The following is a 20048-nucleotide window of genomic DNA, read 5'->3' on the forward strand; positions in this document are numbered from 1 at the left end:
ATGAAGGAATACAGAACGGTTGCACAGGTTGCAGGACCGCTGGTCTTCGTCGAGAAGACAGAACCGGTCGGCTACAGCGAACTCGTCAACATCGTGACCGCCGACGGCACGGTCAAGCGCGGCCAGGTGCTGGATACGAGCGACGAGATCGTGGTCGTCCAGGTCTTCGAGACCACCGCAGGCATCGGCAGGGACTCGGGCATCCGGTTCACCGGCGAGACGATCAAGATGCCGGTGGGCAAAGACATGCTCGGCCGTATCCTCTCCGGCGGCGGCAAGCCGATCGACGGAGGGCCGGAGATCGTGCCCGAGAAGAGGCTCGAGATCACCGGTGCGGCCATCAATCCCTACGCCCGCTCTTCACCCGAGGATTTCATCCAGACGGGTATCTCGACGATCGACGGGACGAACACCCTCGTCCGCGGTCAGAAACTCCCGATCTTCTCTGCCTCCGGTCTGCCCCACAACGATGTGGCGCTCCAGATCGCCCGGCAGGCGAAGGTGCCCGGTTCGACCGAAGAGTTCGCCGTGGTCTTTGCTGCGATGGGTATCACGCGTGAAGAGGCCAACTACTTCATGGCCGACTTCGAGAAGACCGGCGCTCTCGAGCGTTCGGTCGTCTTCCTGAACCTTGCCGACGACCCGGCCGTCGAGCGGACGATCACGCCGCGTCTCGCGCTCACGACCGCCGAGTACCTGGCGTTCGACCTCGGCTACCACGTGCTGGTCATCCTGACGGATATGACCAACTACTGCGAGGCGCTCCGTCAGATCGGCGCGGCCCGTGAGGAAGTGCCCGGCCGGCGTGGTTACCCCGGCTACATGTACACCGACCTTGCGAGCATCTACGAGCGTGCGGGTATCATCAAGGGTGTCAAGGGTTCTGTGACCCAGATCCCGATCCTGACGATGCCCGGCGACGATATCACCCACCCGATCCCGGACCTGACCGGTTACATCACCGAAGGACAGATCGTGGTCAACCGTGATCTGCACCGGAAGGGTATCTACCCGCCGATCAACGTGCTGCCGTCGCTTTCCCGTCTGATGAACCTCGGTATCGGCGAGGGGCACACCCGCGAGGACCACAAGAAGGTCTCCGACCAGCTCTACGCGGCATACGCGGAGGGTAATGATCTCCGTGGCCTGGTCGCCATCGTCGGCAAGGACGCGCTCTCGGAGCGCGACCGGATGTTCCTCGAGTTCGCCGACCTCTTCGAGGACCGGTTCGTCAGGCAGGGCCTGTATGAAGACCGGTCGATCGAGGAGACGCTCGACCTCGGCTGGGAACTCCTCTCGACGCTGCCCGAAGAGCAGCTCGTCCGTATCGACCGCGAACTGATCCAGAAGTACCACCCGAAGTACCGGAAGAAGGCACAGGGGTAAACGTCCATGGCGCTACGAGATATCAAGCCGACCCGATCCGAGCTGATCAACGTCAAGCGACGGATCAAGCTCTCGGAGCGCGGCTATAACATCCTCAAGATGAAGCGCGATGGGCTGATCCTGGAGTTCTTCAAGGTGCTGCAGCAGGCGAAAGACAGCCGTGGCGCCCTTCTGGAGCGCTACGAGCACGCAATGGAGATGATCGCCCTCGCGGAGACCGTCGAGGGCGCGATCGGGGTGAAGGCCGCCGCCTTCTCGACGGCGGACGCCCCCGCCATCTCCCTCAAAAGCAAGAACATCATGGGCGTCGTCGTCCCGGAGATAGAGGCGTCTTCCGTCCGGAAGGGCGTGCTCGACCGCGGCTACGGGATGCTCGGCACCTCCGCCGTCATCGACGAGACTGCTGAAGCGTTCGAGGATCTGCTCGAGGCTATCATCGAGGCCGCCGAGATCGAGACGACCATGAAGCGGCTGCTCGACGAGATCGAGAGCACCAAGCGGCGCGTGAACGCGCTCGAGTTCAAGGTGATCCCGGAGCTCTCCGAAGCCAGAGATTTCATCAAGATGCGGCTCGATGAGATGGAGCGCGAGGAGCTCTTCCGCCTGAAAAAGATTAAGGCACGGAGCGCCTGAAGAGAGAGACTGGTGATACCCGGTGGAGATCGGTACGCTCGCAGATACTGGGAAGTTGACGGGAACGGTGATGCTGCGGGTTGATTTCAACTCGCCCATCGATCCCTCCTCAAACCAGATCTTAGACGACAAAAGGTTTCGGGAACACCTGCCGACGGTGCAGGCACTTGAGGACGCACGGCTCGTCGTCCTCACGCACCAGAGCAGGCCCGGCAAGAAGGATTTCACGACGCTTGAGGCGCATGCGGCGAAACTGGAGCGGCTGCTCGGCCGCCCGGTGACGTACGTGGAGGACATCTTCGGGCGGTGCGCCCGGGATGCCATCCGGAGCGCGAAGCGCGGCGACGTCCTGATGCTCGAGAACCTCCGGTTCGCCGCCGAGGAGAACCTGACCCTGAAGCCCGATGAGGCGAAGAAGACTCTTCTCGTCCGGCGGCTGGCGTCGATGGCCGACGTGTACGTCAACGATGCGTTCGGAACGGCACACAGGTCGCAGCCATCGATCGTGGGGCTGCCGCTCGTGCTGCCGTCGGTGGCCGGCCTCCTGATGGAGAAGGAGGTCGCGAACCTCTCCCGGGTCTTCACCGGGGCCCCGCGCCCCGTCACCTTCGTCCTTGGGGGGACGAAGGTGGACGACTCGATCGCGGTCGCAGAGAACGTCCTCGCGCGAGGGACGGCCGATCGGGTGATCGTCGTCGGCGTGGTGGGCAACGTCTTCTTGCTTGCGGCGGGACACGATATCGGGCGCCCGTCGGCCCGGCTGATCGACGACCTCGGCTACCGGGCTGAGATCGATAAGGCGAAAGCCCTCCTGGAGTCCTACGCCGACCGGCTCTCTCTGCCGCACTCGGTCGCCGTGCGCGAAGACGGCGAACGGGTCGATTACCCTCTTGACGCCGTCCCGGAGGACGCCCAGGTGCTCGACATCGGGAGCGACTCAATCCGGAGCCTCACGGGGACGATCACGGAATCGGGAACGGTCGTGGTGAACGGGCCGGCGGGACTCTTCGAGGAGGAGCAGTTCGCCGTCGGCACCTTCGAGCTCCTGAGGGCGGCGTCCACCGTGGAGTTCTCGGTGGTGGGCGGCGGACATTCCGGCGCGGCCATCGAGCGGCTCGGTCTCGAGAGCGAGTTTACGCACATCTCTACCGGCGGAGGGGCGGCAATCGAGTTCCTGACCGGGAAGAAGATGCCCGCCATCGAAGCGCTGGAGATGTCCCGCAAGATCTTCGGCTGAGGGGTATAGCGCCCCTCCCTTTTCTCTCGATTTCCTCTCCTCTTCCGTTGCGCAGTCACGTGAGGGTGTAGTACCCCCTTATCGGCGGGTCGGGTGAAGTTGCGGATGCTGGGCTGCACGGTGAGCGTTTGCGGTATAATAACGCGAATTAAGCCGTGTACCATCCGCCTGACGATAAAAGTGAGGTGATGTTGACCTTATAGAATGAGGTGGGGGGCCACACCCGAAAGCCTTGCAGCCCGGCGTAATCTCGCTTGTGGTTGCTGAACGCTGGTTCAGGGGCACCCGTGCCCCCGAACCGAACCCTTGGCATCGTTGGCGGTGTAGTTGGTTGTGCAGTTGGTTGTGGTGATTGCTGATGGAATTGAATGATTGGTGAATGCTGGGTGTGGTACTTCCCCGCACCAGTATCTATTCTGGCCGATATATATTATTTTCCAATAAATATCTAAACGAATATATGTGCCAAAATAATAATCAGGGTTGCTATAATTCACCGTTAACCGAAATGCCTGCAAGTATTTCAGGAACGTTTTGCGGGAGGGTTTATATACCCGGTCCCCGCGTCGGATCACTCACGAAGGAGGGCAACCCGGGAGCCGACCGGGATGCCGATATCCGCGCCAATCGGGCCACATTTCACCGACATCAGGTAGGCGACGGGGGGAAGGTCGCGGCCGTCGGAGAGCGACTCGTAGTTCGCCATGCCCTTCGCGAGGACGAGCGTCGCGCGGTCAAGTGCATCGGCGAGCGCCGGCGGAGCGAGCTCGCGGTTGAGCCCGAGTTCGGCGATGCCGTCCGTGGTGGGGGTGAGCAGGTCGACCCGGCGGTCGAGACCGAGCGCCGCGGCATCCTCCATCGTCGCGTCGTTTAAGATCGGGGCTCCCCGGACGGCGAACGTGACGTGGGAACCATTCTTCTTGAGATGGTCGGCGAAGAGCGCGTCGAAGACGATCTCGCCGCAGTTGTCGGCGAGGTAGACCACCCGGGAGGTGAGCCTCTCGATCGCGGTGGTGTCGTCGACGGTCAGCCCCGCCGCAAACTCCCGCCGGAAGAACTCGACGAAGTTGTCGGTGACGGTATGCGCCTGTGAACCGTAATCCAGCGTGTTGCCGATGACGGATGCCAGCGCAAGGTCGTGGAACGTAGATAGATCGCCGCGCACCGTCCGGCAGACGATCGCCGCGTCGGCGTTGTTGTCCCTCTTCAACGACCGGTAGGGGTCGGGATCACCGATCATCCGGTAGGCGAGCCGGTGTACCCGGCTCGCGATGACGGGTGCGGGCACCGGATCGGCAGCGATGCGGCTGAGAAGGTCCCGGCACGCATCGACGATCTCGGAGACGCGCAGGGAATCGTCGATGCAGAGCCGGCTCTCGTATTCAACCCGGCTGAGCAGGCAATTCGTGCAGTCTGCAGTCAACCTCATGCTACGAATAATTCTGTCCGGGACAGAGAAAAAATGGTCTGATGGGGCCACTGCGATTTGAACGCAGGTCAGAAGACCCCCAGTCTCCTAGGATGGCCAGGCTACCCTATGGCCCCTTCCCTACTATATATGCTCGAATTACACATATATCTTCGCTTTGGAGGGGAGAGGATAGACCTTCTACCCGCGGACTTTCTTATACTCCTCAACGCTTCGTGTCAGTTGTTCCAGTTCACTGCCGGTGATCTCCATTCTACCACTCAGTGCTTCGACTTCTTTGAGAAGCTGCTGGATGCGCACGTACATCACGTACATGATAAACAGCAGGCAGACGATGGTTACCGAGAGCAGGACTATCATGATTGCGTTAATATCCATAGTTATCATGGTTCCCTCCTGAATAGTGCGCGGGCAAACCGCTCAACAAATCCTTCCTGCACCTTGTGCGGCTCCGCCTCAACGGGGATACCCGCCAGTTTGGCTGCAATTCTTCTGAACGCTTTCGATGATTCGGAACCCGGCGCTCCGACGACGACCGGTGTCTTTGCCGCTGCTGCCCTTCGTACGTTTGCGTCTTCGGGCACCGTATCGATGATCGATACGTCGAGGGTCTTCTCGATCTTTCTCCGGCTCATCTCGGTCTCTTCCAGTATCGCCCGGTTGAGAATAGCTCCCCCGATGGTGCCGCCGACCGTCTCCGTCAGGATCTTGATCTTCAGAGCATCCACGATCGAAGAGATCTCGGGGTTCACGACCAGCAGAACCTCATCTGCTACCGTGAGCGGTATGACCCCATCCGTTCCGATACCGGCGGGTGCATCGAGAAGCAGAAATTCACAACGGTCAGTGAGATCACACATCACGTCCGTGAGCCGTTCTGGATTCGCGTTCTGGAACCCCTGGAGCGAGAGACCACAGGGTACTACCTTGAGGCCGTACGGCCCCTCGTACATTGCATCCCTGATTGACGCTGTCCCTGCCAGAACCTCGTGGAGCGTGATCGGGGTCTCTGCAAGCCCAAGTACCAGTCCGAGGTTGGCCATCCCGACATCCGTGTCAACGATACACGTCTCTCTGCCATGCTGGGCCAATGCTGTTCCCAGGTTTGCGGTGACGGTCGTCTTCCCGGTGCCGCCTTTCCCGGAGGCGATAGTGTAGGCTTTAATCATCCAAAACCGTCTCAAGGATAGATCGTAGTTTTCAAACATAAACTTATTTATTTGCCCCTCTCGCTTGAAGGACATAAATACAGTTTTCGAAGGTGGAGATACTTCTTATTGGGTGAGCCGAACTGGAAACAGTCTTGAATGCCTTCGCGACCTGGTTTCACGGTTATGCCGCGGGGCCGGTCGAGTTGCGGGAAGAGAGATATTTCACTTCAAGGGCGGTGATCCCTGGTTTACATGGTAAAAGCGAGTTAGTAGAGCGATTTGGTGCAATGTAGATTCGATATTCATATATGATGCGACGAAGATATCTCACTGAGATATCTTGGGGTTAGTATGATGAGCCGTCATCCCTTTATGGAAGAGAGTGCCCGGAAGTACATCGATGAGATTCAGTCGGTTGTCGGTGTTACCGCGTGCGCTCTCGTATCCAGTGAGGGCAGAATTTTAGGTAAACACTTCCCGGAAGGCGACATTACATCGTCGCTTTTCGCAGCAATGTGTGCAACTGTCCTCGCGTCGGCGGAGGCGGCTTGCGGCAGCGTCGATGTAGAGCGGCCGACCCTGGTCACCGTTGCCTCAGCCGACGCTACAGTCCTCATCGTGAGTGTCGGGGAAGCCACCCTGATCACGGCGGTGATTGATAGGTCGGCGGATCTCCCAGCAGTACAGAGACAGTTATTGGATATAGCAGCCAGGATCGGAGAGGAGGAGGCATGATGTATACGATATTAGTTGTTGACGACAGCCCCATGATCGTCGATGTTTTTGTTACCATGCTGGAGCGTGGTGGCTATCGGCCGATAACCGCCTTCAGTGGCGAGGAGTGTCTTGAGACCCTGAAGGCGACCCCTCCGGACCTGGTTCTTCTCGACATCATGATGGAGCCGATGGACGGCTGGGAGACGCTTGAGAGGATCAAGACAAACTCCGCAACGCGGGATATCCCCGTCCTCATGCTGACCGCAAAACCCCTCACGCCCGAGGAGGCGAACGAATACGGCCCCTATATCGAGGACTATATCCTCAAGCCCACCACCCATCACCAGCTCTACGAGGCCATCGAGCACGTGCTGGCACGCCGGCACTCCATCGCCACCAACATCGAGCGGGCGCGCGAAGCCGGTGTGGATCAGAAACTCGTCGACGAATATGAACGTCTCGCAAAAAGCGTCGATATCAACCGCCGCCTCTTAAAGATCCTTGAGACCACCTACAGCATCAAGGATGCCCGGGCGGGCATGGGCGAGGACATCACGAGGGCGATCAAGAGCATGGCAGCGAGCATCAAGATTCAGGAAGAACGGTTGAATCAGGTTCGCAACCAGTTTGAGGATCTCTTCGAGGCGCGTTGATCGCCCTCAATCTCCGATTTGATAACTCTCCTCCGGAATAAAAGATGCTAAGCCCGGTCGGGGCTTCCTGCTCCTAGTAACTATCCGCGCGTTCCTGCTTCCCGATATAGACGATCGCGATTGTCAGCACGAGGATCGCCGCGAGTGTCATTCCGATATCGACGGGATCCAGTTGTTCGACTCCAAAGGTCAGCACCCGCCGCACCATTGCGGTGATGCCTGCAATCAGGATCGGCGTCACGAGCACCCTGTTGGTCCGGAAATACGCCGTCACCGTCTCCAGGATCTCGACGATGATGAGGGTCAGAAGGAGCGCGTGCAGGACCCCGAGTATGCCCTGGGTCATATTCTCGGTATGGATGAGCGCCGCTACCTGGAGGATGACGTCGTAGAACGAGAAGATCGCGAGCAGGGAGAGCGAGGCGGCGATGAGCAGGTATATGCTCAGCGTTACCCATGATATGGAGGATATGATCGTATCTGCGCGATTTTTGGTGGGAATCATGGGACACCCTCATCCGGGGGAATACGTATATAACCAGAATGTTCGAGGAGCATTAAACATTCCGATAGGTCTGCAGTGGGTTGATAATTGAAAGGTTTATATCGTTAGACTGCGAATGATATGATACGCCTTCAAGTAAGTTATTTATACTATTCTCGCATTGTAATAATGCTGGATGGCAGTACTCGCGGGGTCTATAGCTCAGTTAGGTAGAGCGCCTGGCTTTTAACCAGGTGGTCGGGGGTTCAAATCCCCTTGGGCCCGTTGCCATGGGCGATGTCTATGGGTTTTAACAAGGTGATGTATCTGATACGCAACTTTTTCGTCGGTGAGGTGTAGGTGATGGGGACTTCACTTGACGTACTCAAACACGAGATGGTTCCGGACCATCAAATTATGGGCGAGGAAGAGGTCGCCGACCTCCTTGCGACGTACCATATAACTTTAGAGCAATTGCCGAAGATCTATCACGACGATCCTGCAGTGAAGGCCATAGGGAGCGAAGTCGGGAGCGTCATCCGGATCGTTCGCGACAGTCGTACCGCAGGCAGAGCCGAAGCCTACAGGCTCGTTGTGAAGAGACCGAAGAAATAAATTCAGAGGCCGGGAGCTGATCCATCTGTTAGACAGAAGTGTTTTGTCGAGAGCATATTTTGCGCGTGAGCACGTAGCGCGCCACCAGTTAGACTCTTATAACAACTTCCTCCTGCACAACCTTCAGAAGGTCGTCGATGAACAGCGCGTCATCGAGACCGATATCGAGACCCGGGGGAAAGGGAAGGAAGCTGTATGGGTTGAACTGGGCAAGATCGAGGTGAAAAAACCTCTTGTCCGTGAGGCGGACGGATCGCAGTCCGAACTCTTCCCGAGCGAAGCGCGTCTCAGGAATCTCACCTATGCGGCACCCATTCAACTTGGGATGACGCTTGTGCAGGGCGAAGAAGCGCAGGATCCGATCGTCACCACCATCGGGCAGTTGCCGGTGATGGTGGGTTCGGCCGCCTGCAACCTCTACAACATGAGCGACCCCGAGCGGATCGAGCACGGCGAAGACCCCCTCGATCCCGGCGGCTACTTTGTCGTCAACGGCACGGAACGGGTCCTGATGACGCTCGAGGATCTCGCCTCGAACAAGATCATGACCGAGTTCACCGAGCGCTACAACGAGCGGATCTACGTGGCGAAGGTCTTCTCGCAGTACCGGGGCTACCGCGCGCTCGTGATCGTCGAGCGGAACAGGAAAAACCTGCTTGAAGTCTCGTTCCCCTCGGTCGCCGGGCATCTCCGCTTCGTCGACCTGATGCGGGCGCTGGGGCTCCAGGGCGACCACGACATCGTGGAGGCGGTCTCCACCGATGAGGAGATCCTCACCTTCATGATGCAGAACCTGGAAGAGAGCGAGTGCGACACCGTCGACGACGGTGTCATGTATGTGGGCAAGAAACTCGCCCCCAACCAGACGCGGGACTATCAGCGCAAGCGGGCGGAGTTCGTCCTTGACAACTACCTCCTTCCGCACTTAAACTACCTGATGCCGGTGGGCTTGAAAGAAGAAGACCCCGGATACCGGACGGCAGTCGAGGGTGTCCGCCTTGCAAAGGCGCACTTCCTCGGCCGCATGGCCGAGGCCTGTTTCGACCTGGTGCTTGACCGGCGCCGGATCGACGACAAGGACCACTACTCGAATAAGCGGCTGAAACTTGCCGGCGATCTGATGGAAGACCTCTTCCGGATATCGCTCAATCGTTTGACGCGCGATGTGAAGTACCAGCTCGAGCGGGCCAGCATGCGCCACCGCGACCTCTCGATAGGCACCGCCGTGCGCGCGGACGTCCTGACCGAGCGGCTGCTCCACCCGCTTGCCACCGGGAACTGGGTGGGCGGGCGCACCGGCGTTTCGCAACTCCTCGACCGGGTCGATCACATGGCGGTGCTCTCGCATCTCCGGCGCGTGATCTCCCCGCTCTCCCGCTCGCAGCCCCACTTCGAGGCGCGTGATCTGCACCCCACCCAGTGGGGACGGATCTGCCCGAGTGAGACACCCGAGGGCCCGAACTGTGGACTGGTGAAGAACTTCGCCCAGATGGTCGAGATCAGCAAGGGCGTAATCAACGAAGAGGAAGTGAAGAACATTCTGTACGATATGGGCGTCATCGCCCTCCGGAGAGAGACGACATGAGACAGTCACGTGTCTTCGTTGACGGAGCCCTTATCGGGCTCGTGGACGACCCGCGGGAACTGGTCGAGCGGATGCGCGAGATGCGTCGGCGCGGCGAGATCTCCTCCGAGGTCAACGTATCCTACAAGGAATTCAACAACGACGTCATCATCCATACCGATCGCGGCAGGGCGCGCCGACCACTGATCGTGGTCAAGAACGGTGCTCCGCAGGTGAGCAACGACGACCTCGATCGTCTCCGAAACGGGGAGACGGTCTTCGAGGACGTGGTGCGGAAGGGCGCGATCGAGTTCGTCGACGCCGAAGAGGAGGAAGACCTCTTCATTGCGATCAACGAGGAGGAGCTCACCCCCGAGCACACGCATCTCGAGATCGATCCCTCGCTCATTCTCGGTATCGGCGCGGCGCACGTCCCGTTCCCCGAGCACAACGCCAGTCCCCGTGTCACCATGGGCGCCGGGATGGTCAAGCAGGCGCTCGGCTTTGGAGCAGCGAACATGAAACTCCGGCCCGACACTCGTGGGCACATGCTCCACTACGGCCAGAAGCCGCTCACCTTCACCCAGACCTCGGACGTCATCGGCTCCGACGATCGGCCTGCAGGCCAGAACTTCGTCGTCGCCATCATCTCGTATGAAGGGTTCAATATTGAGGACGCGTTGATCATCAACAAAGCCTCCATCGATCGAGGCCTCGGGCGCTCGCACTTCTTCCGAACCTACGACGGCGAAGAGCGGCGATACCCCGGCGGTCAGGTCGACCGGATCGAGATCCCGGACGAAGAGGTCTCCGGCGCGCACGGTGCCGAGTTTTATGCAAACCTGGACATCGACGGCGTCATCAACCCCGAGACAGTCGTCCACGAGAAGGACGTGCTGATCGGAAAGACTTCTCCGCCCCGGTTCCTCGAAGAGCCTACGAGCGAGCTGATCGCCGTCGAGAAGCGGCGGGACACCTCGGTCACGATGCGGAGCAACGAGCGCGGTATCGTGGACACCGTCATCATCACCGAGGGCGAGAACTCTTCGCGCCTGGTGAAGGTCCGGACCCGCGACCTCCGGGTGCCGGAGATCGGCGACAAGTTCGCGTCCCGGCACGGTCAGAAGGGTGTCATCGGGCTCATCCAGCCCTCGGCGGATATGCCGTTCACCGAATCGGGCATGACGCCCGACCTGATCATCAACCCCCACGCCGTCCCGAGCCGTATGACCATCGGGCATATGCTCGAGATGCTGGGCGGAAAGGTCGGTTCGCTCGAGGGACACCGGATCGACGCGACCGCCTTCCGCGGAGAGCGCGAGACGGGCCTGCGGGGTTCGCTGAAAGAACTCGGATTCGCGCACAACGGTCGCGAAGTCATGTACGACGGCATCACCGGGCGGCAGTTCGCGGCCGATATCTACATCGGCGTCATCTACTACCAGAAACTCTACCACATGGTATCGAGCAAGATGCACGCGCGGTCGCGCGGCCCCGTGCAGGTGCTCACCCGCCAGCCGACCGAAGGACGTGCCCGCGAGGGTGGTCTCCGGTTCGGTGAGATGGAGCGGGACGTGATGATCGGCCACGGTGCGGCCATGGCCTTGAAAGAGCGTCTCCTCGACGAGTCGGACAAGGTGACCCAGTGGGTCTGCGCGAAGTGCGGTATGGTGGCGATGGTTGATAGGAAGAGGAAGGTGACACGATGCCTTGCCTGCGGCGGCGAGACCGATATCTACCCCGTCGAGATGAGTTACGCCTTCAAACTCCTCCTTGACGAGATGAAGAGCATGGGCATTGCTCCCCGCCTGAGACTCGACGATATGGTGTAAGAGAGGGGGCACAATCAAACTATGACCAGTCCAAAACGTGTTGGGAGGATCGAGTTCGGGCTCTTCTCCCCCAAAGAGATCCGCAAGATGAGCGTTCGAAAGATCATCTGGGCGGACACCTACGACGACGACGGGTTTCCCTACCCGCAGGGCCTGATGGACCTGAACCTCGGCGTCATCGACCCCGGCCTCCGGTGCAAGACCTGCGACCAGAAAGCAGCCGACTGCCCGGGCCACTTCGGGCATATCGAACTCGCGAAGCCCGTCATCCACGTCGGGTACACCCGGCTGATCCGGAAACTCCTCCGGGTGAGCTGCAGGTCGTGTTCCCGGCTGCTGATGACGGCCGAAGAGGTCGAGAAGATCGTCGGCCCGGAGGACAGCGAGCTCGCAGGCGAGATCGTCTCTGAAAAGGATATCAAGAAAGAGCGGGTCTGCCCCCACTGCGGGGAGCAGCAGCTCAAGATCAACTTCGAGAAACCCACCACCTTCTCCGAGGTCTTCGTGGAAGATGGGAGAAAGGTCGAGCACAAACTGACCCCGGCCGACATCCGGGCGCGCCTCGAGCGGATCCCGGACGACGATCTCCGGGCTCTCGGGGTCAACCCGGACGTCGCGCGCCCGGAGTGGACGATCCTCACCGTTCTCCCGGTACCGCCGGTAACGATGCGCCCCTCGATCATCCTCGAGAACGGGCAGCGGTCCGAGGACGACCTGACCCACAAACTCGTGGACATCATCAGGATCAATCAGCGGTTCAAGGAGAACCAGGATGCCGGCGCCCCGCAGTTGATCATCGAGGATCTCTGGGAACTCCTGCAGTACCACGTCACCACCTACCTCGACAACGAGGTGGCGGGATGCCCGCCGGCCCGGCACCGGAGCGGTCGGCCCTTAAAGACCCTGTCGCAGCGTCTCAAGGGGAAGGAAGGCCGTTTCCGTGGCTCGCTCTCGGGTAAGCGTGTCAACTTCTCCGCTCGTACGGTCATCTCTCCCGACCCGAATCTCTCGATCGGCGAGGTGGGGATACCGCTCGCCATTGCAAACGAGATGACGCTTCCGATAAGGGTGACCACGTTCAACATCGAGGAGATGCGGCAGTATGTCTTAAACGGCCCCGAGCGTCCCACCATTCGGTCGCCCTGCGGAGCGAACTACGCTATCCGGCCGGACAACCGGAGGATGCGTCTTTCGGACGCGAACCTGGAGACGGTCGCGGAGATGATCGAGCCGGGCTGGACGGTGGAGCGGCAGTTGAAGGACAACGACATCGTCCTCTTCAACCGGCAGCCCTCGCTGCACCGGATGAGCATCATGGCCCACCGGGTCGTCGTGATGGATGGGAAGACGTTCCGGTTGAACCCGGCTGTCTGCCCGCCTTACAACGCCGACTTCGACGGCGACGAGATGAACCTGCATATCCCGCAGACCGAGGAGGCACGGGCTGAGGCCGAGATCCTGGTCTCGGTCTCGTCGAACATCCTCTCGCCGAGGACCGGCGGCCCGATCATCGGGGGTATTCACGACCACATCTCGGGCATCTTCCTCCTGACGCATACCGTCCGCCACTTCAGCAAGGAGGAGACACTCTACCTCACCCAGCACCTGGATATCGAGCACCTGCCCGAGCCGGACAGGGTGGACGAGGACGGCAACCCCCTCTGGACGAACAAGCAGGTCTTCTCGCTCGTTCTCCCCGACAACCTTAACATGGTCTTCCAGGCCTCGTCGTGCCAGAACTGCGAGACCTGCCGGCGCGATATGTGCGAGAACGACGCGTTCGTCCGGGTCGTCAACGGGAACCTGGTCTCCGGAACCATCGACAAGAAAGGGATCGGCGCGTTCGACGGCCAGATCCTGCACCGGATCATCCGGCAGCACGGCATGAAGCGGGCTGCCCGGTTCATCGACGACGTGACCAAACTCTCGATCCGGGGCATCATGCTCGAAGGGTTCTCGTTCGGTATCGATGACGAAGACCTGACCCGAACGGAGTACGGCCAGATCGACGAGGTGCTCGATACCGCCGTCAGCGATGTCGAACGCCGGATCAAGATCTACAACGAGGGGCAGCTCGAACCGATGCCCGGGCGGACGCTTGAAGAGACGCTCGAGATGCAGATCATGCAGGTGCTCGGCAAGGCCCGTGACCGCACCGGTGAGATTGCCGGCCGGCACCTCGGTATAGACAACAGCGCCGTGGTGATGGCGGTCTCCGGTGCCCGTGGATCGATGCTGAACCTGACGCAGATGGCCGGATGTCTCGGACAGCAGTCCGTTCGTGGCGAGCGGATCATGCGTGGCTACGAGGACAGGACGCTGCCGCACTTCCGGCGCAACGATCGCGGTGCCGAGGCGCATGGATTCATCACCAACAGTTACAAGAGCGGTCTCTCCCCTACCGAGTTCTTCTTCCACGCCATTGGTGGGCGTGAAGGTCTCGTGGACACTGCGGTCAGGACGTCGCAGAGCGGGTACCTCCAGCGGCGGATGATCAACGCCCTGCAGGACCTCAAGGTGGCGTACGACGGCACCGTCCGGACGACGGGAGGCCGAATCATCCAGTTCCGCTACGGCGAAGATGGAACCGACCCCGGGAGAAGCAGCTACGGCGCCCCGGTGGACGTGAAGGGTATCATCGAGAGCGTCTTAAAGGAGGAGGTCAAATGAACAGCGATATGGAGCAGCGGATCGATTCCCTCGATCTGCCTTACCGGACGCGGGAGGACCTCAAAGCAACTCTCGAGGACCGTGACGTCACCGATGAGCAGTTCGAGCAGATCCTCGAGATGGTCTTTTCGGAGTATCAGAAGAGCCGGATCGAGCCCTGCGAGGCGGTCGGTGTCGTGGCGGCGCAGTCGATCGGCGAGCCCGGTACCCAGATGACGATGCGTACGTTCCATTACGCGGGTGTGGCCGAGATCAACGTTACTCTTGGTCTCCCCCGCCTGATCGAGATCATGGACGCCCGGCGCGAGCCGAGCACCCCCACGATGGCGGTCCACCTGCTGGACGACTGGGCGTACAACCGCGACCGCGCTCGTGAGGTGAGCTGGCAGATCGAGGCCGCGCCGCTCCACGAGTTCGGGGACATCACCATCGACATGGAGAACATGCAGGTTCTCGTCATGCTGAACAAGGCGGTCTGCGACCGCCGGAAGATCTCAATCGACGAGATTCTTGAGACGGGGCCGAGGAAGATCCGCGAAAAGCGGCACTTCCGGGACTTTGACATCGAAGGAGACCCGAAGGGCGCTTCGCTCACGTTCACTCCGAAGAACCGGGAGAGTTACCAGAACCTCTTCCAGCTCGCGGAGCACGTCCGGCACGTCATCGTCCAGGGTATCGACGATATCGAGCGGGTCGTCGTCAGAAAGGAGGGCGGAGAGTATATCCTTTATACTGAGGGCTCCAACCTAAAAGATGTCTTCGAAGTCGAAGGAGTCGATACCTCCCGCACCCGGAGCAACAACATCAGCGAGATCGCCGATGTGCTCGGTATTGAGGCGGGCCGGAACGCAATCATCCAGGAGGCCTTGAGTACCCTGAACGAACAGGGTATCGGCGTCGATGTCCGTCATATCATGCTCGTCGCGGATATGATGTGCATGGAGGGTGAAGTCAAGCAGATCGGCCGCCACGGTATCGCCGGTGAGAAGGAGAGTGTCCTTTCCCGGGCTGCATTCGAAGTGACGGTCAACCATCTGCTGGATGCTGCAATCGCGAACGAGGTGGACGAACTAAACGGCGTCACCGAGAACGTGATCGTGGGCCAGCCTATCCAGCTTGGCACCGGTGATGTGAAACTCATCGCAAAACCCATAAACCTAAAAATCCAGGAGAAATCATAATGGACTTTAATGCTTCACTACGCAAAGCCGTGAAGACTGGTACCGTGTTCCTCGGGCGAAACAAGACCCGGGAATCCATCGAAGAAGGCAAGGCCAAACTTATCGTGGTGGCCAGGAACAGCCCGGAATCCGTTAAAACTCTGGTGAATGAGACCGATATCCCTGTCTACGTCTACGAAGGCTCGAGCGTCCAGCTCGGGAAAGCCTGCGGCATGCCGTACGTCGTCAGTGCGCTCGCCGTGATCGAGCCAGGCGAATCCGATATCCTGAATGTTGCGAGAGTGTAGACGATGCCACAGGTCACGCTGACTGAGGAGTGCATGCGCCTCATCTCCCAGTTCGAGAGTCTTACCGGCGCAGGCAGCCGCGATTGCATCGTTGATAACCGCAACGAGCGGATCATCTTCGTGATCAATCCCGGCGATATGGGACTTGCTATAGGAAAGAGCGGGTCCAGCATCAAGAAAGCATCCGACGTGATGGGGAAGCGTATCGAGGTCGTGGAATACTCCGCTGACCCGGGCCAGTTCCTCCGGAACTGCTTCCTGCCTGCCCAGGTCACCGACATCGACTTCGACACGAACGAGGAGGATCAGCAGGTTGCCCTTATCGAGGTCCGGGACGAGGACCGGGGCCTTGCCATCGGCAAAGCAGGGAAGAATATCTTCAAGGCAAAAGTTCTCGCACAGCGGCAGCACGACATCGCCGATGTTCAGCTGATGCAGAACGATTCTGCCTGAACACTTTTTTTACCGTAATCCAGTAATATCCCGTGGCGACAGGGAACCGGTTCTTCCGGGGACGATTTGCGGGAGGGTTTTTAGCGCGCTCCTGCCCGGAAATTATTTATATCGGTGTGCACTCCATGAGACTCCCATGAACGGAGTCCTCGCCCGGATAGTGAATCCTGCGCCATCCGCTGCGGAACCGGCGAACAAGGTGCGTGGAGTTGCCGTACGCCCGGGGTGGTGTCGTTGAAAGGATTTTATCTGATCATCGGGGCTCTTGTGCTCTGTATCTGCATGACCGCCCTTCTCACGTTTGCCTTTGCCGGCTCAGACGAGAACGTCACCCCCGGTGCACCGGGCGAGAAGCCTGTCGCCAATAAAATACCGGTCACGCCTGCGGAGAGCCTGGCGCCTGAAGAGACGGGGGAGAAGACCGCAGCACAGAAGGAACCCGAGATGATAGCCGGAGATACCGAGTCTCCAGCCGAAGAGGATCCGGAGCCGGAGACGACTACAACGGCCCTGTCGAATTTCACCGGGGATACGGTTGCAACCGGCAACGCGACCGCCGACGCGGAGACGGAGGATATCCCGACGGAAGAGCCGCTCCAGAACGCAACAAACACCACTGAATCCACCGGAACGGAGACCGGTGTTCTCGTCGACGACTCCGATGACGAGGAGGACGAGGAGGATGAAAACCCGGTACCGACTCTTGAGCGGTTTGCTCCCCCGCGGCCGAGCGCGACGATGGCGAAAGCGCACTATTTCCCCGATCGCCCGCTTGTCCAGAGCGGCCATCACCTCGTCAACCCCTCCCTGTCGTATACCGGCGGGGAGAATGAGTCCGGGTTGCCCGCCGGAGCCGTCGCGCCGCGCGACGGTCTCTTTGTAAGGGGTATCGGGGTGCTCCTCGACCGGACGCCTGAAGACGTCGCTCTCACCCGGGGCGGGGTGGAGATAGCGAACCTCGACTGGCTTCTCGACACGCCGATGGTTCTAGGCGGCCGGCATCCGCGGGCCGTATTCGAGGGAGAGACGTTCACCGTCACCGTGACGGTCGAGGCGAGGAACGTGACGATCACGGAGGAGAACCCGGCCTACGTCGTCCTGGTTCCGCCCCCGGACGAGACCGGGGTCTACGAGATCACCCGGACACGTGAGTTCCAGACCCTCGGGGACGGAGAACGCGGTGTCTGGGAGTTCTCGGTCACCACCCGCACCGGAAGGCTGACGCTTGCAAACCTCACCCTTCCCGAGGAGCGGCTGGTCACCAACCTGACGTCGAACCCGAACCTCTTCGCCTTCCAGGCGTACGCGCTTGCCGGCGATCAGGAGGTGCCGTCGGGGGGCTTCTCTGACCCGGTGCTCGCCATCCGGCCCGAAGGCAATGCGGACACGGCGGAGGAGTCTACGCTCCCCGAACTTTACGCGCTTCTGGGCACCGGGGACTCGACGCTCCGCCCGTCGGAGACGATGACCGGGGCATGGGCGCGGGGCGTCGATCACGACACGATCGTCGCCGCGGCGGTCGGGCACCTCGAAACCATGCAGGGTCTCGGCCTTGAAGAGATAGCGGCCATCTATGCCGCCGAAGAGGGTGCCGGGACGGGGCGTTCTGGCGGATCGCAGTCGTCGTTCTTCGACCGGATCCTGGAGTTCTTCCGGGGGTTGTTTGGGTGAGCGACGGGCCGAAGGGCCGGAGCTCGAGAAAACGCGAAGCGTTTTCGAGTGGCGACTTCCCCGTAGGGTGCGACGGGCCGAAGGGCCGGAGCTCGAGAAAACGCGAAGCGTTTTCGAGTGGCGACGGGCGGAGGTTGCGACGTCCCCACAGGCCCACAACCCTCCTCTTTTCCCTGAAGAACCATGCAGTCCTGCGCTATACCCGGAATGGCCGGGAAAATACCCCGCCTGCCTTCTTACAGCAGTAAGATATATTCAGCCCGTTGCCACGAATAGAATATAGCCGTATGACAGGGAAAGACAGAGCGAACCGGCAGATCTACATCGAAAAAGATGGGATTGCGCTGCTATATGCCGAACCTTCGGACAGGCGCTTCATATACGAGATGGCGTTTGAGGAGCCGGAGATCTGGCAGTCCATGCTGGCAAAGAAGGACGATTTTGATTGGTCCGAGTTGAGGGACGAAGAGGATCACTTCTTCGGCAGCGTGCCCGGGAAGAGCAAATATCTCCTGATCCAATACCGGGGCGAGATCATCGGGACGATCTCGCATACCTACAACAACGGGAGAATCGAAAATCTGGAGCTCGACCTGTGGCTCCGCTCAGAAAAGTATGCCGGGAGAGGCATCGGTTCTGCCGTGATAACGATGCTGATAGACCGGCTGGTCGAAGAGTACGGCATAAGAACCTTCATCGTCCGTCCGTGGCTGAAAAATGCCCGTGCCGTGAGGGCGTATGAAAAGTGCGGTTTTCGGCGGCGTAAGGACTTTGCACCGGCTGAATACTATGGAAGATATCTGGAACAGTACGGCGAGGGCGATTACGGCAGACAGGAGACTGTGAACATGGTTTTAGAAGTTGACCAATGATCCAGCATTGCCATGGATAACGGTTCGGTCACTTCTCTGGTGCTCTCCCCGTTTAGCGTCCGCCCGGACTCCGACAGGGCATTGCCCGCGCCATGATGAACCCAGGTGACGGGGCCCGGGCCGGTGGTGAGGAGAGGAGTTCACCCCTTCCTGAATACTTTCCAGAGATACGCGAGCCCGAAGCATCCCGCGAGCATCATGTCCCCGAATGGCGCTGCCTGGTAGGCCTCCGGCAGCAGCCGGAGCCGGTTCGGGCCGGTGACGACAACGGCACCGGTCGCGAGGGGTTTGCTGACCGCCGCTCCGTGACCCCCGTCGTCGAAGACCTCTTCCGTGGTCAGGGTGCCGTCGGCGAGCCGCCGGATGTAGTCCTGCAGTTTCGTGGGGTCGAGCGCGCCGGTGTGGTGCTCGAAGAGCCCGTGGATCTCCCGTCCTTTCAGGGTGAAGCAGAGGGTGTGCCCGTTCCCGGCGTTGACGAGGGTCACTCCGGTCTTTGCCATGCGCCGGACCTGCGGGTCGCAGAGCGCCCCGATGAGGGCGACCGGTCCGGTATCGGTGACGAGCGCGCCCGGTGCCCGGCGGCGGACGGCCTGCATCCGGGTCATGTCGGCGAGCGGCGGATCCCGGACGAGCGAGAGGAGATCCCAGCCGCCGGCGTCCAGCCGCTCCCGCATCAGTTCGAACCGGTGGATGCGGTTGCTCCGGTGCGGCGAGTAGCCGTGATCCTGGACCGCTATTGCAACGTTCTGCGGGTAGTCCACGCCGAAGAGGGAGAGCGCCTTTCTCAATTCCGGCTCCATGTAGTCGGTGGTGTGGACGGTTACCGCGTCCCCCGGAGGGGTGGCGCGGATCTCAACTCCAAGCGCCCGCACCCGTTCCGGGTCGTCATGGAGGGTCGCGGCAGCCTCCGGCGTGGCGTAGACAGGGAAGCCTGCCGCCAGGTGCGCGCGCACAGCACCGGTGTTCGCACCGCCGCCCATCAGGGTTCCGTCCAGGAAGACCGGCCTTTCGGCCCGGGTTGCCTGCCGGATCTTCTCCGCCGTCACCACGGTCGGGGAGGGAAGAACCAGCTTGATGCTGTTCTCGATCGAACGGCCGGGCTCGTAGATCAGGACGTCCTGGGTGCCCCTCCCGACATCGATGGCGAGGAGTGATGTTTTGAGATCGATCATGGGTGTGCCTCACGCGCTGCCGCGGCGTCGTGCCGGGCGGT

Annotated in this window: 19 protein-coding genes and 2 tRNA genes; 15 read left to right on the top strand and 6 right to left on the bottom strand. The window is 60.4% G+C overall.

Annotated features, from left to right (window positions below):
* The 3 genes from MCUHO_RS10795 to MCUHO_RS10805 are packed head-to-tail and all read left to right on the top strand — an operon-like array spanning position 1 to position 3256.
* The gene (locus MCUHO_RS10795) at positions 1 to 1386 is read left to right on the top strand and encodes an ATP synthase subunit B (RefSeq protein WP_067078189.1); all 1386 of its coding nucleotides are present in this window, start codon (positions 1 to 3) and stop codon (positions 1384 to 1386) included.
* Positions 1387 to 1392: 6 nt separating this feature from the next.
* A complete protein-coding gene (locus MCUHO_RS10800) occupies positions 1393 to 2019 on the top strand; it encodes a V-type ATP synthase subunit D (RefSeq protein ID WP_067078193.1) in 627 nt (208 codons plus the stop codon).
* Between the two features lie 22 nt (positions 2020 to 2041).
* Positions 2042 to 3256 carry a phosphoglycerate kinase gene (locus tag MCUHO_RS10805; protein ID WP_067078198.1) on the top strand — a complete coding sequence of 405 codons (1215 nt, stop codon included), beginning with the start codon at positions 2042 to 2044 and terminating at the stop codon, positions 3254 to 3256.
* Between the two features lie 571 nt (positions 3257 to 3827).
* Here MCUHO_RS10805 and MCUHO_RS10810 read toward each other — a convergent pair.
* The 4 genes from MCUHO_RS10810 to minD form a co-directional block, all read right to left on the bottom strand.
* Complete coding sequence (locus MCUHO_RS10810) at positions 3828 to 4685, bottom strand: damage-control phosphatase ARMT1 family protein (protein ID WP_067078201.1); 858 nt, start codon at positions 4683 to 4685, stop codon at positions 3828 to 3830.
* Between the two features lie 42 nt (positions 4686 to 4727).
* Positions 4728 to 4801, bottom strand: a tRNA-Pro gene (locus tag MCUHO_RS10815).
* Between the two features lie 64 nt (positions 4802 to 4865).
* The gene (locus tag MCUHO_RS10820) at positions 4866 to 5045 is read right to left on the bottom strand and encodes a hypothetical protein (protein WP_067078876.1); all 180 of its coding nucleotides are present in this window, start codon (positions 5043 to 5045) and stop codon (positions 4866 to 4868) included.
* A 23-nt stretch (positions 5046 to 5068) separates the two neighbouring features.
* Positions 5069 to 5854 carry a cell division ATPase MinD gene (gene minD / locus MCUHO_RS10825; RefSeq protein WP_067078204.1) on the bottom strand — a complete coding sequence of 262 codons (786 nt, stop codon included), beginning with the start codon at positions 5852 to 5854 and terminating at the stop codon, positions 5069 to 5071.
* 354 nt (positions 5855 to 6208) lie between these two features.
* Between minD and MCUHO_RS10830 the strand changes: the two genes are divergently transcribed.
* Together MCUHO_RS10830 and MCUHO_RS10835 are read left to right on the top strand one after the other, a co-directional pair.
* On the top strand, positions 6209 to 6571 hold the full coding sequence (locus tag MCUHO_RS10830; protein WP_235808247.1) for a roadblock/LC7 domain-containing protein: 363 nt from the start codon (positions 6209 to 6211) through the stop codon (positions 6569 to 6571).
* Positions 6571 to 7206: a response regulator gene (locus MCUHO_RS10835; protein ID WP_067078208.1), complete on the top strand. Its 636-nt coding sequence runs from the start codon at positions 6571 to 6573 to the stop codon at positions 7204 to 7206. The genes MCUHO_RS10830 and MCUHO_RS10835 overlap by 1 nt, the downstream gene beginning before the upstream one ends.
* A 73-nt stretch (positions 7207 to 7279) precedes the next feature.
* Here MCUHO_RS10835 and MCUHO_RS10840 read toward each other — a convergent pair whose 3' ends face one another.
* Positions 7280 to 7711: a phosphate-starvation-inducible PsiE family protein gene (locus tag MCUHO_RS10840; RefSeq protein WP_067078211.1), complete on the bottom strand. Its 432-nt coding sequence runs from the start codon at positions 7709 to 7711 to the stop codon at positions 7280 to 7282.
* A gap of 190 nt (positions 7712 to 7901) precedes the next feature.
* Between MCUHO_RS10840 and MCUHO_RS10845 the strand changes: the two genes are divergently transcribed.
* The 10 genes from MCUHO_RS10845 (at position 7902) to MCUHO_RS10890 (ending at position 18835) form a co-directional block, all read left to right on the top strand.
* A tRNA-Lys gene (locus MCUHO_RS10845) sits at positions 7902 to 7975 on the top strand.
* A 78-nt stretch (positions 7976 to 8053) separates the two neighbouring features.
* Positions 8054 to 8305 carry a DNA-directed RNA polymerase subunit H gene (locus MCUHO_RS10850; RefSeq protein WP_067078214.1) on the top strand — a complete coding sequence of 84 codons (252 nt, stop codon included), beginning with the start codon at positions 8054 to 8056 and terminating at the stop codon, positions 8303 to 8305.
* A gap of 43 nt (positions 8306 to 8348) precedes the next feature.
* Positions 8349 to 9890: a DNA-directed RNA polymerase subunit B'' gene (locus tag MCUHO_RS10855; protein ID WP_067078217.1), complete on the top strand. Its 1542-nt coding sequence runs from the start codon at positions 8349 to 8351 to the stop codon at positions 9888 to 9890.
* Positions 9887 to 11701: a DNA-directed RNA polymerase subunit B gene (gene rpoB, locus MCUHO_RS10860; protein WP_067078220.1), complete on the top strand. Its 1815-nt coding sequence runs from the start codon at positions 9887 to 9889 to the stop codon at positions 11699 to 11701. Before MCUHO_RS10855 ends, rpoB begins: the two co-directional genes overlap by 4 nt.
* Before the next feature lie 21 nt (positions 11702 to 11722).
* Positions 11723 to 14371, top strand: coding sequence for a DNA-directed RNA polymerase subunit A' (locus MCUHO_RS10865; RefSeq protein ID WP_067078224.1), 2649 nt, complete (start codon positions 11723 to 11725; stop codon positions 14369 to 14371).
* 8 nt (positions 14372 to 14379) lie between these two features.
* Positions 14380 to 15552, top strand: a complete 1173-nt coding sequence (gene rpoA2, locus MCUHO_RS10870) for a DNA-directed RNA polymerase subunit A'' (RefSeq protein ID WP_394328832.1) — start codon at positions 14380 to 14382, stop codon at positions 15550 to 15552.
* Positions 15552 to 15839: a 50S ribosomal protein L30e gene (locus tag MCUHO_RS10875; RefSeq protein ID WP_067078230.1), complete on the top strand. Its 288-nt coding sequence runs from the start codon at positions 15552 to 15554 to the stop codon at positions 15837 to 15839. Before rpoA2 ends, MCUHO_RS10875 begins: the two co-directional genes overlap by 1 nt.
* Positions 15840 to 15842: 3 nt before the next feature.
* Positions 15843 to 16292, top strand: coding sequence for a NusA-like transcription termination signal-binding factor (locus MCUHO_RS10880; protein WP_067078233.1), 450 nt, complete (start codon positions 15843 to 15845; stop codon positions 16290 to 16292).
* Between the two features lie 234 nt (positions 16293 to 16526).
* Entirely contained in the window at positions 16527 to 17963 is a 1437-nt protein-coding gene (locus MCUHO_RS10885; protein WP_067078236.1) for a hypothetical protein, read from the top strand.
* A gap of 287 nt (positions 17964 to 18250) precedes the next feature.
* Positions 18251 to 18835: a GNAT family N-acetyltransferase gene (locus MCUHO_RS10890; RefSeq protein WP_067078239.1), complete on the top strand. Its 585-nt coding sequence runs from the start codon at positions 18251 to 18253 to the stop codon at positions 18833 to 18835.
* 140 nt (positions 18836 to 18975) lie between these two features.
* On the opposite strand, the gene MCUHO_RS10895 is transcribed toward MCUHO_RS10890, so the two are convergent.
* Positions 18976 to 20007 carry a DUF1786 domain-containing protein gene (locus MCUHO_RS10895; RefSeq protein WP_067078243.1) on the bottom strand — a complete coding sequence of 344 codons (1032 nt, stop codon included), beginning with the start codon at positions 20005 to 20007 and terminating at the stop codon, positions 18976 to 18978.
* Positions 20008 to 20048 lie beyond the last annotated feature (41 nt).

Origin of the sequence: Methanoculleus horonobensis (genome assembly GCF_001602375.1) — an archaeon.
Taxonomy (GTDB): Archaea; Halobacteriota; Methanomicrobia; order Methanomicrobiales; family Methanoculleaceae; genus Methanoculleus; species Methanoculleus horonobensis.

What these genes read in the sequence shown, in the direction of transcription:
- rpoB (WP_067078220.1), top strand. Translation starts at nt 9,887, where the DNA reads ATGAGACAGTCACGTGTCTTCGTTGACGGAGCCCTTATCGGGCTCGTG.
- MCUHO_RS10800 (WP_067078193.1), top strand. Translation starts at nt 1,393, where the DNA reads ATGGCGCTACGAGATATCAAGCCGACCCGATCCGAGCTGATCAACGTC.
- MCUHO_RS10795 (WP_067078189.1), top strand. Translation starts at nt 1, where the DNA reads ATGAAGGAATACAGAACGGTTGCACAGGTTGCAGGACCGCTGGTCTTC.
- MCUHO_RS10865 (WP_067078224.1), top strand. Translation starts at nt 11,723, where the DNA reads ATGACCAGTCCAAAACGTGTTGGGAGGATCGAGTTCGGGCTCTTCTCC.
- MCUHO_RS10820 (WP_067078876.1), bottom strand. Translation starts at nt 5,045, where the DNA reads ATGATAGTCCTGCTCTCGGTAACCATCGTCTGCCTGCTGTTTATCATG.
- MCUHO_RS10895 (WP_067078243.1), bottom strand. Translation starts at nt 20,007, where the DNA reads ATGATCGATCTCAAAACATCACTCCTCGCCATCGATGTCGGGAGGGGC.
- MCUHO_RS10835 (WP_067078208.1), top strand. Translation starts at nt 6,571, where the DNA reads ATGTATACGATATTAGTTGTTGACGACAGCCCCATGATCGTCGATGTT.
- MCUHO_RS10880 (WP_067078233.1), top strand. Translation starts at nt 15,843, where the DNA reads ATGCCACAGGTCACGCTGACTGAGGAGTGCATGCGCCTCATCTCCCAG.
- MCUHO_RS10840 (WP_067078211.1), bottom strand. Translation starts at nt 7,711, where the DNA reads ATGATTCCCACCAAAAATCGCGCAGATACGATCATATCCTCCATATCA.
- MCUHO_RS10890 (WP_067078239.1), top strand. Translation starts at nt 18,251, where the DNA reads ATGACAGGGAAAGACAGAGCGAACCGGCAGATCTACATCGAAAAAGAT.
- MCUHO_RS10875 (WP_067078230.1), top strand. Translation starts at nt 15,552, where the DNA reads ATGGACTTTAATGCTTCACTACGCAAAGCCGTGAAGACTGGTACCGTG.
- MCUHO_RS10830 (WP_235808247.1), top strand. Translation starts at nt 6,209, where the DNA reads ATGGAAGAGAGTGCCCGGAAGTACATCGATGAGATTCAGTCGGTTGTC.
- rpoA2 (WP_394328832.1), top strand. Translation starts at nt 14,380, where the DNA reads ATGGAGCAGCGGATCGATTCCCTCGATCTGCCTTACCGGACGCGGGAG.
- MCUHO_RS10810 (WP_067078201.1), bottom strand. Translation starts at nt 4,685, where the DNA reads ATGAGGTTGACTGCAGACTGCACGAATTGCCTGCTCAGCCGGGTTGAA.
- minD (WP_067078204.1), bottom strand. Translation starts at nt 5,854, where the DNA reads ATGATTAAAGCCTACACTATCGCCTCCGGGAAAGGCGGCACCGGGAAG.
- MCUHO_RS10850 (WP_067078214.1), top strand. Translation starts at nt 8,054, where the DNA reads ATGGGGACTTCACTTGACGTACTCAAACACGAGATGGTTCCGGACCAT.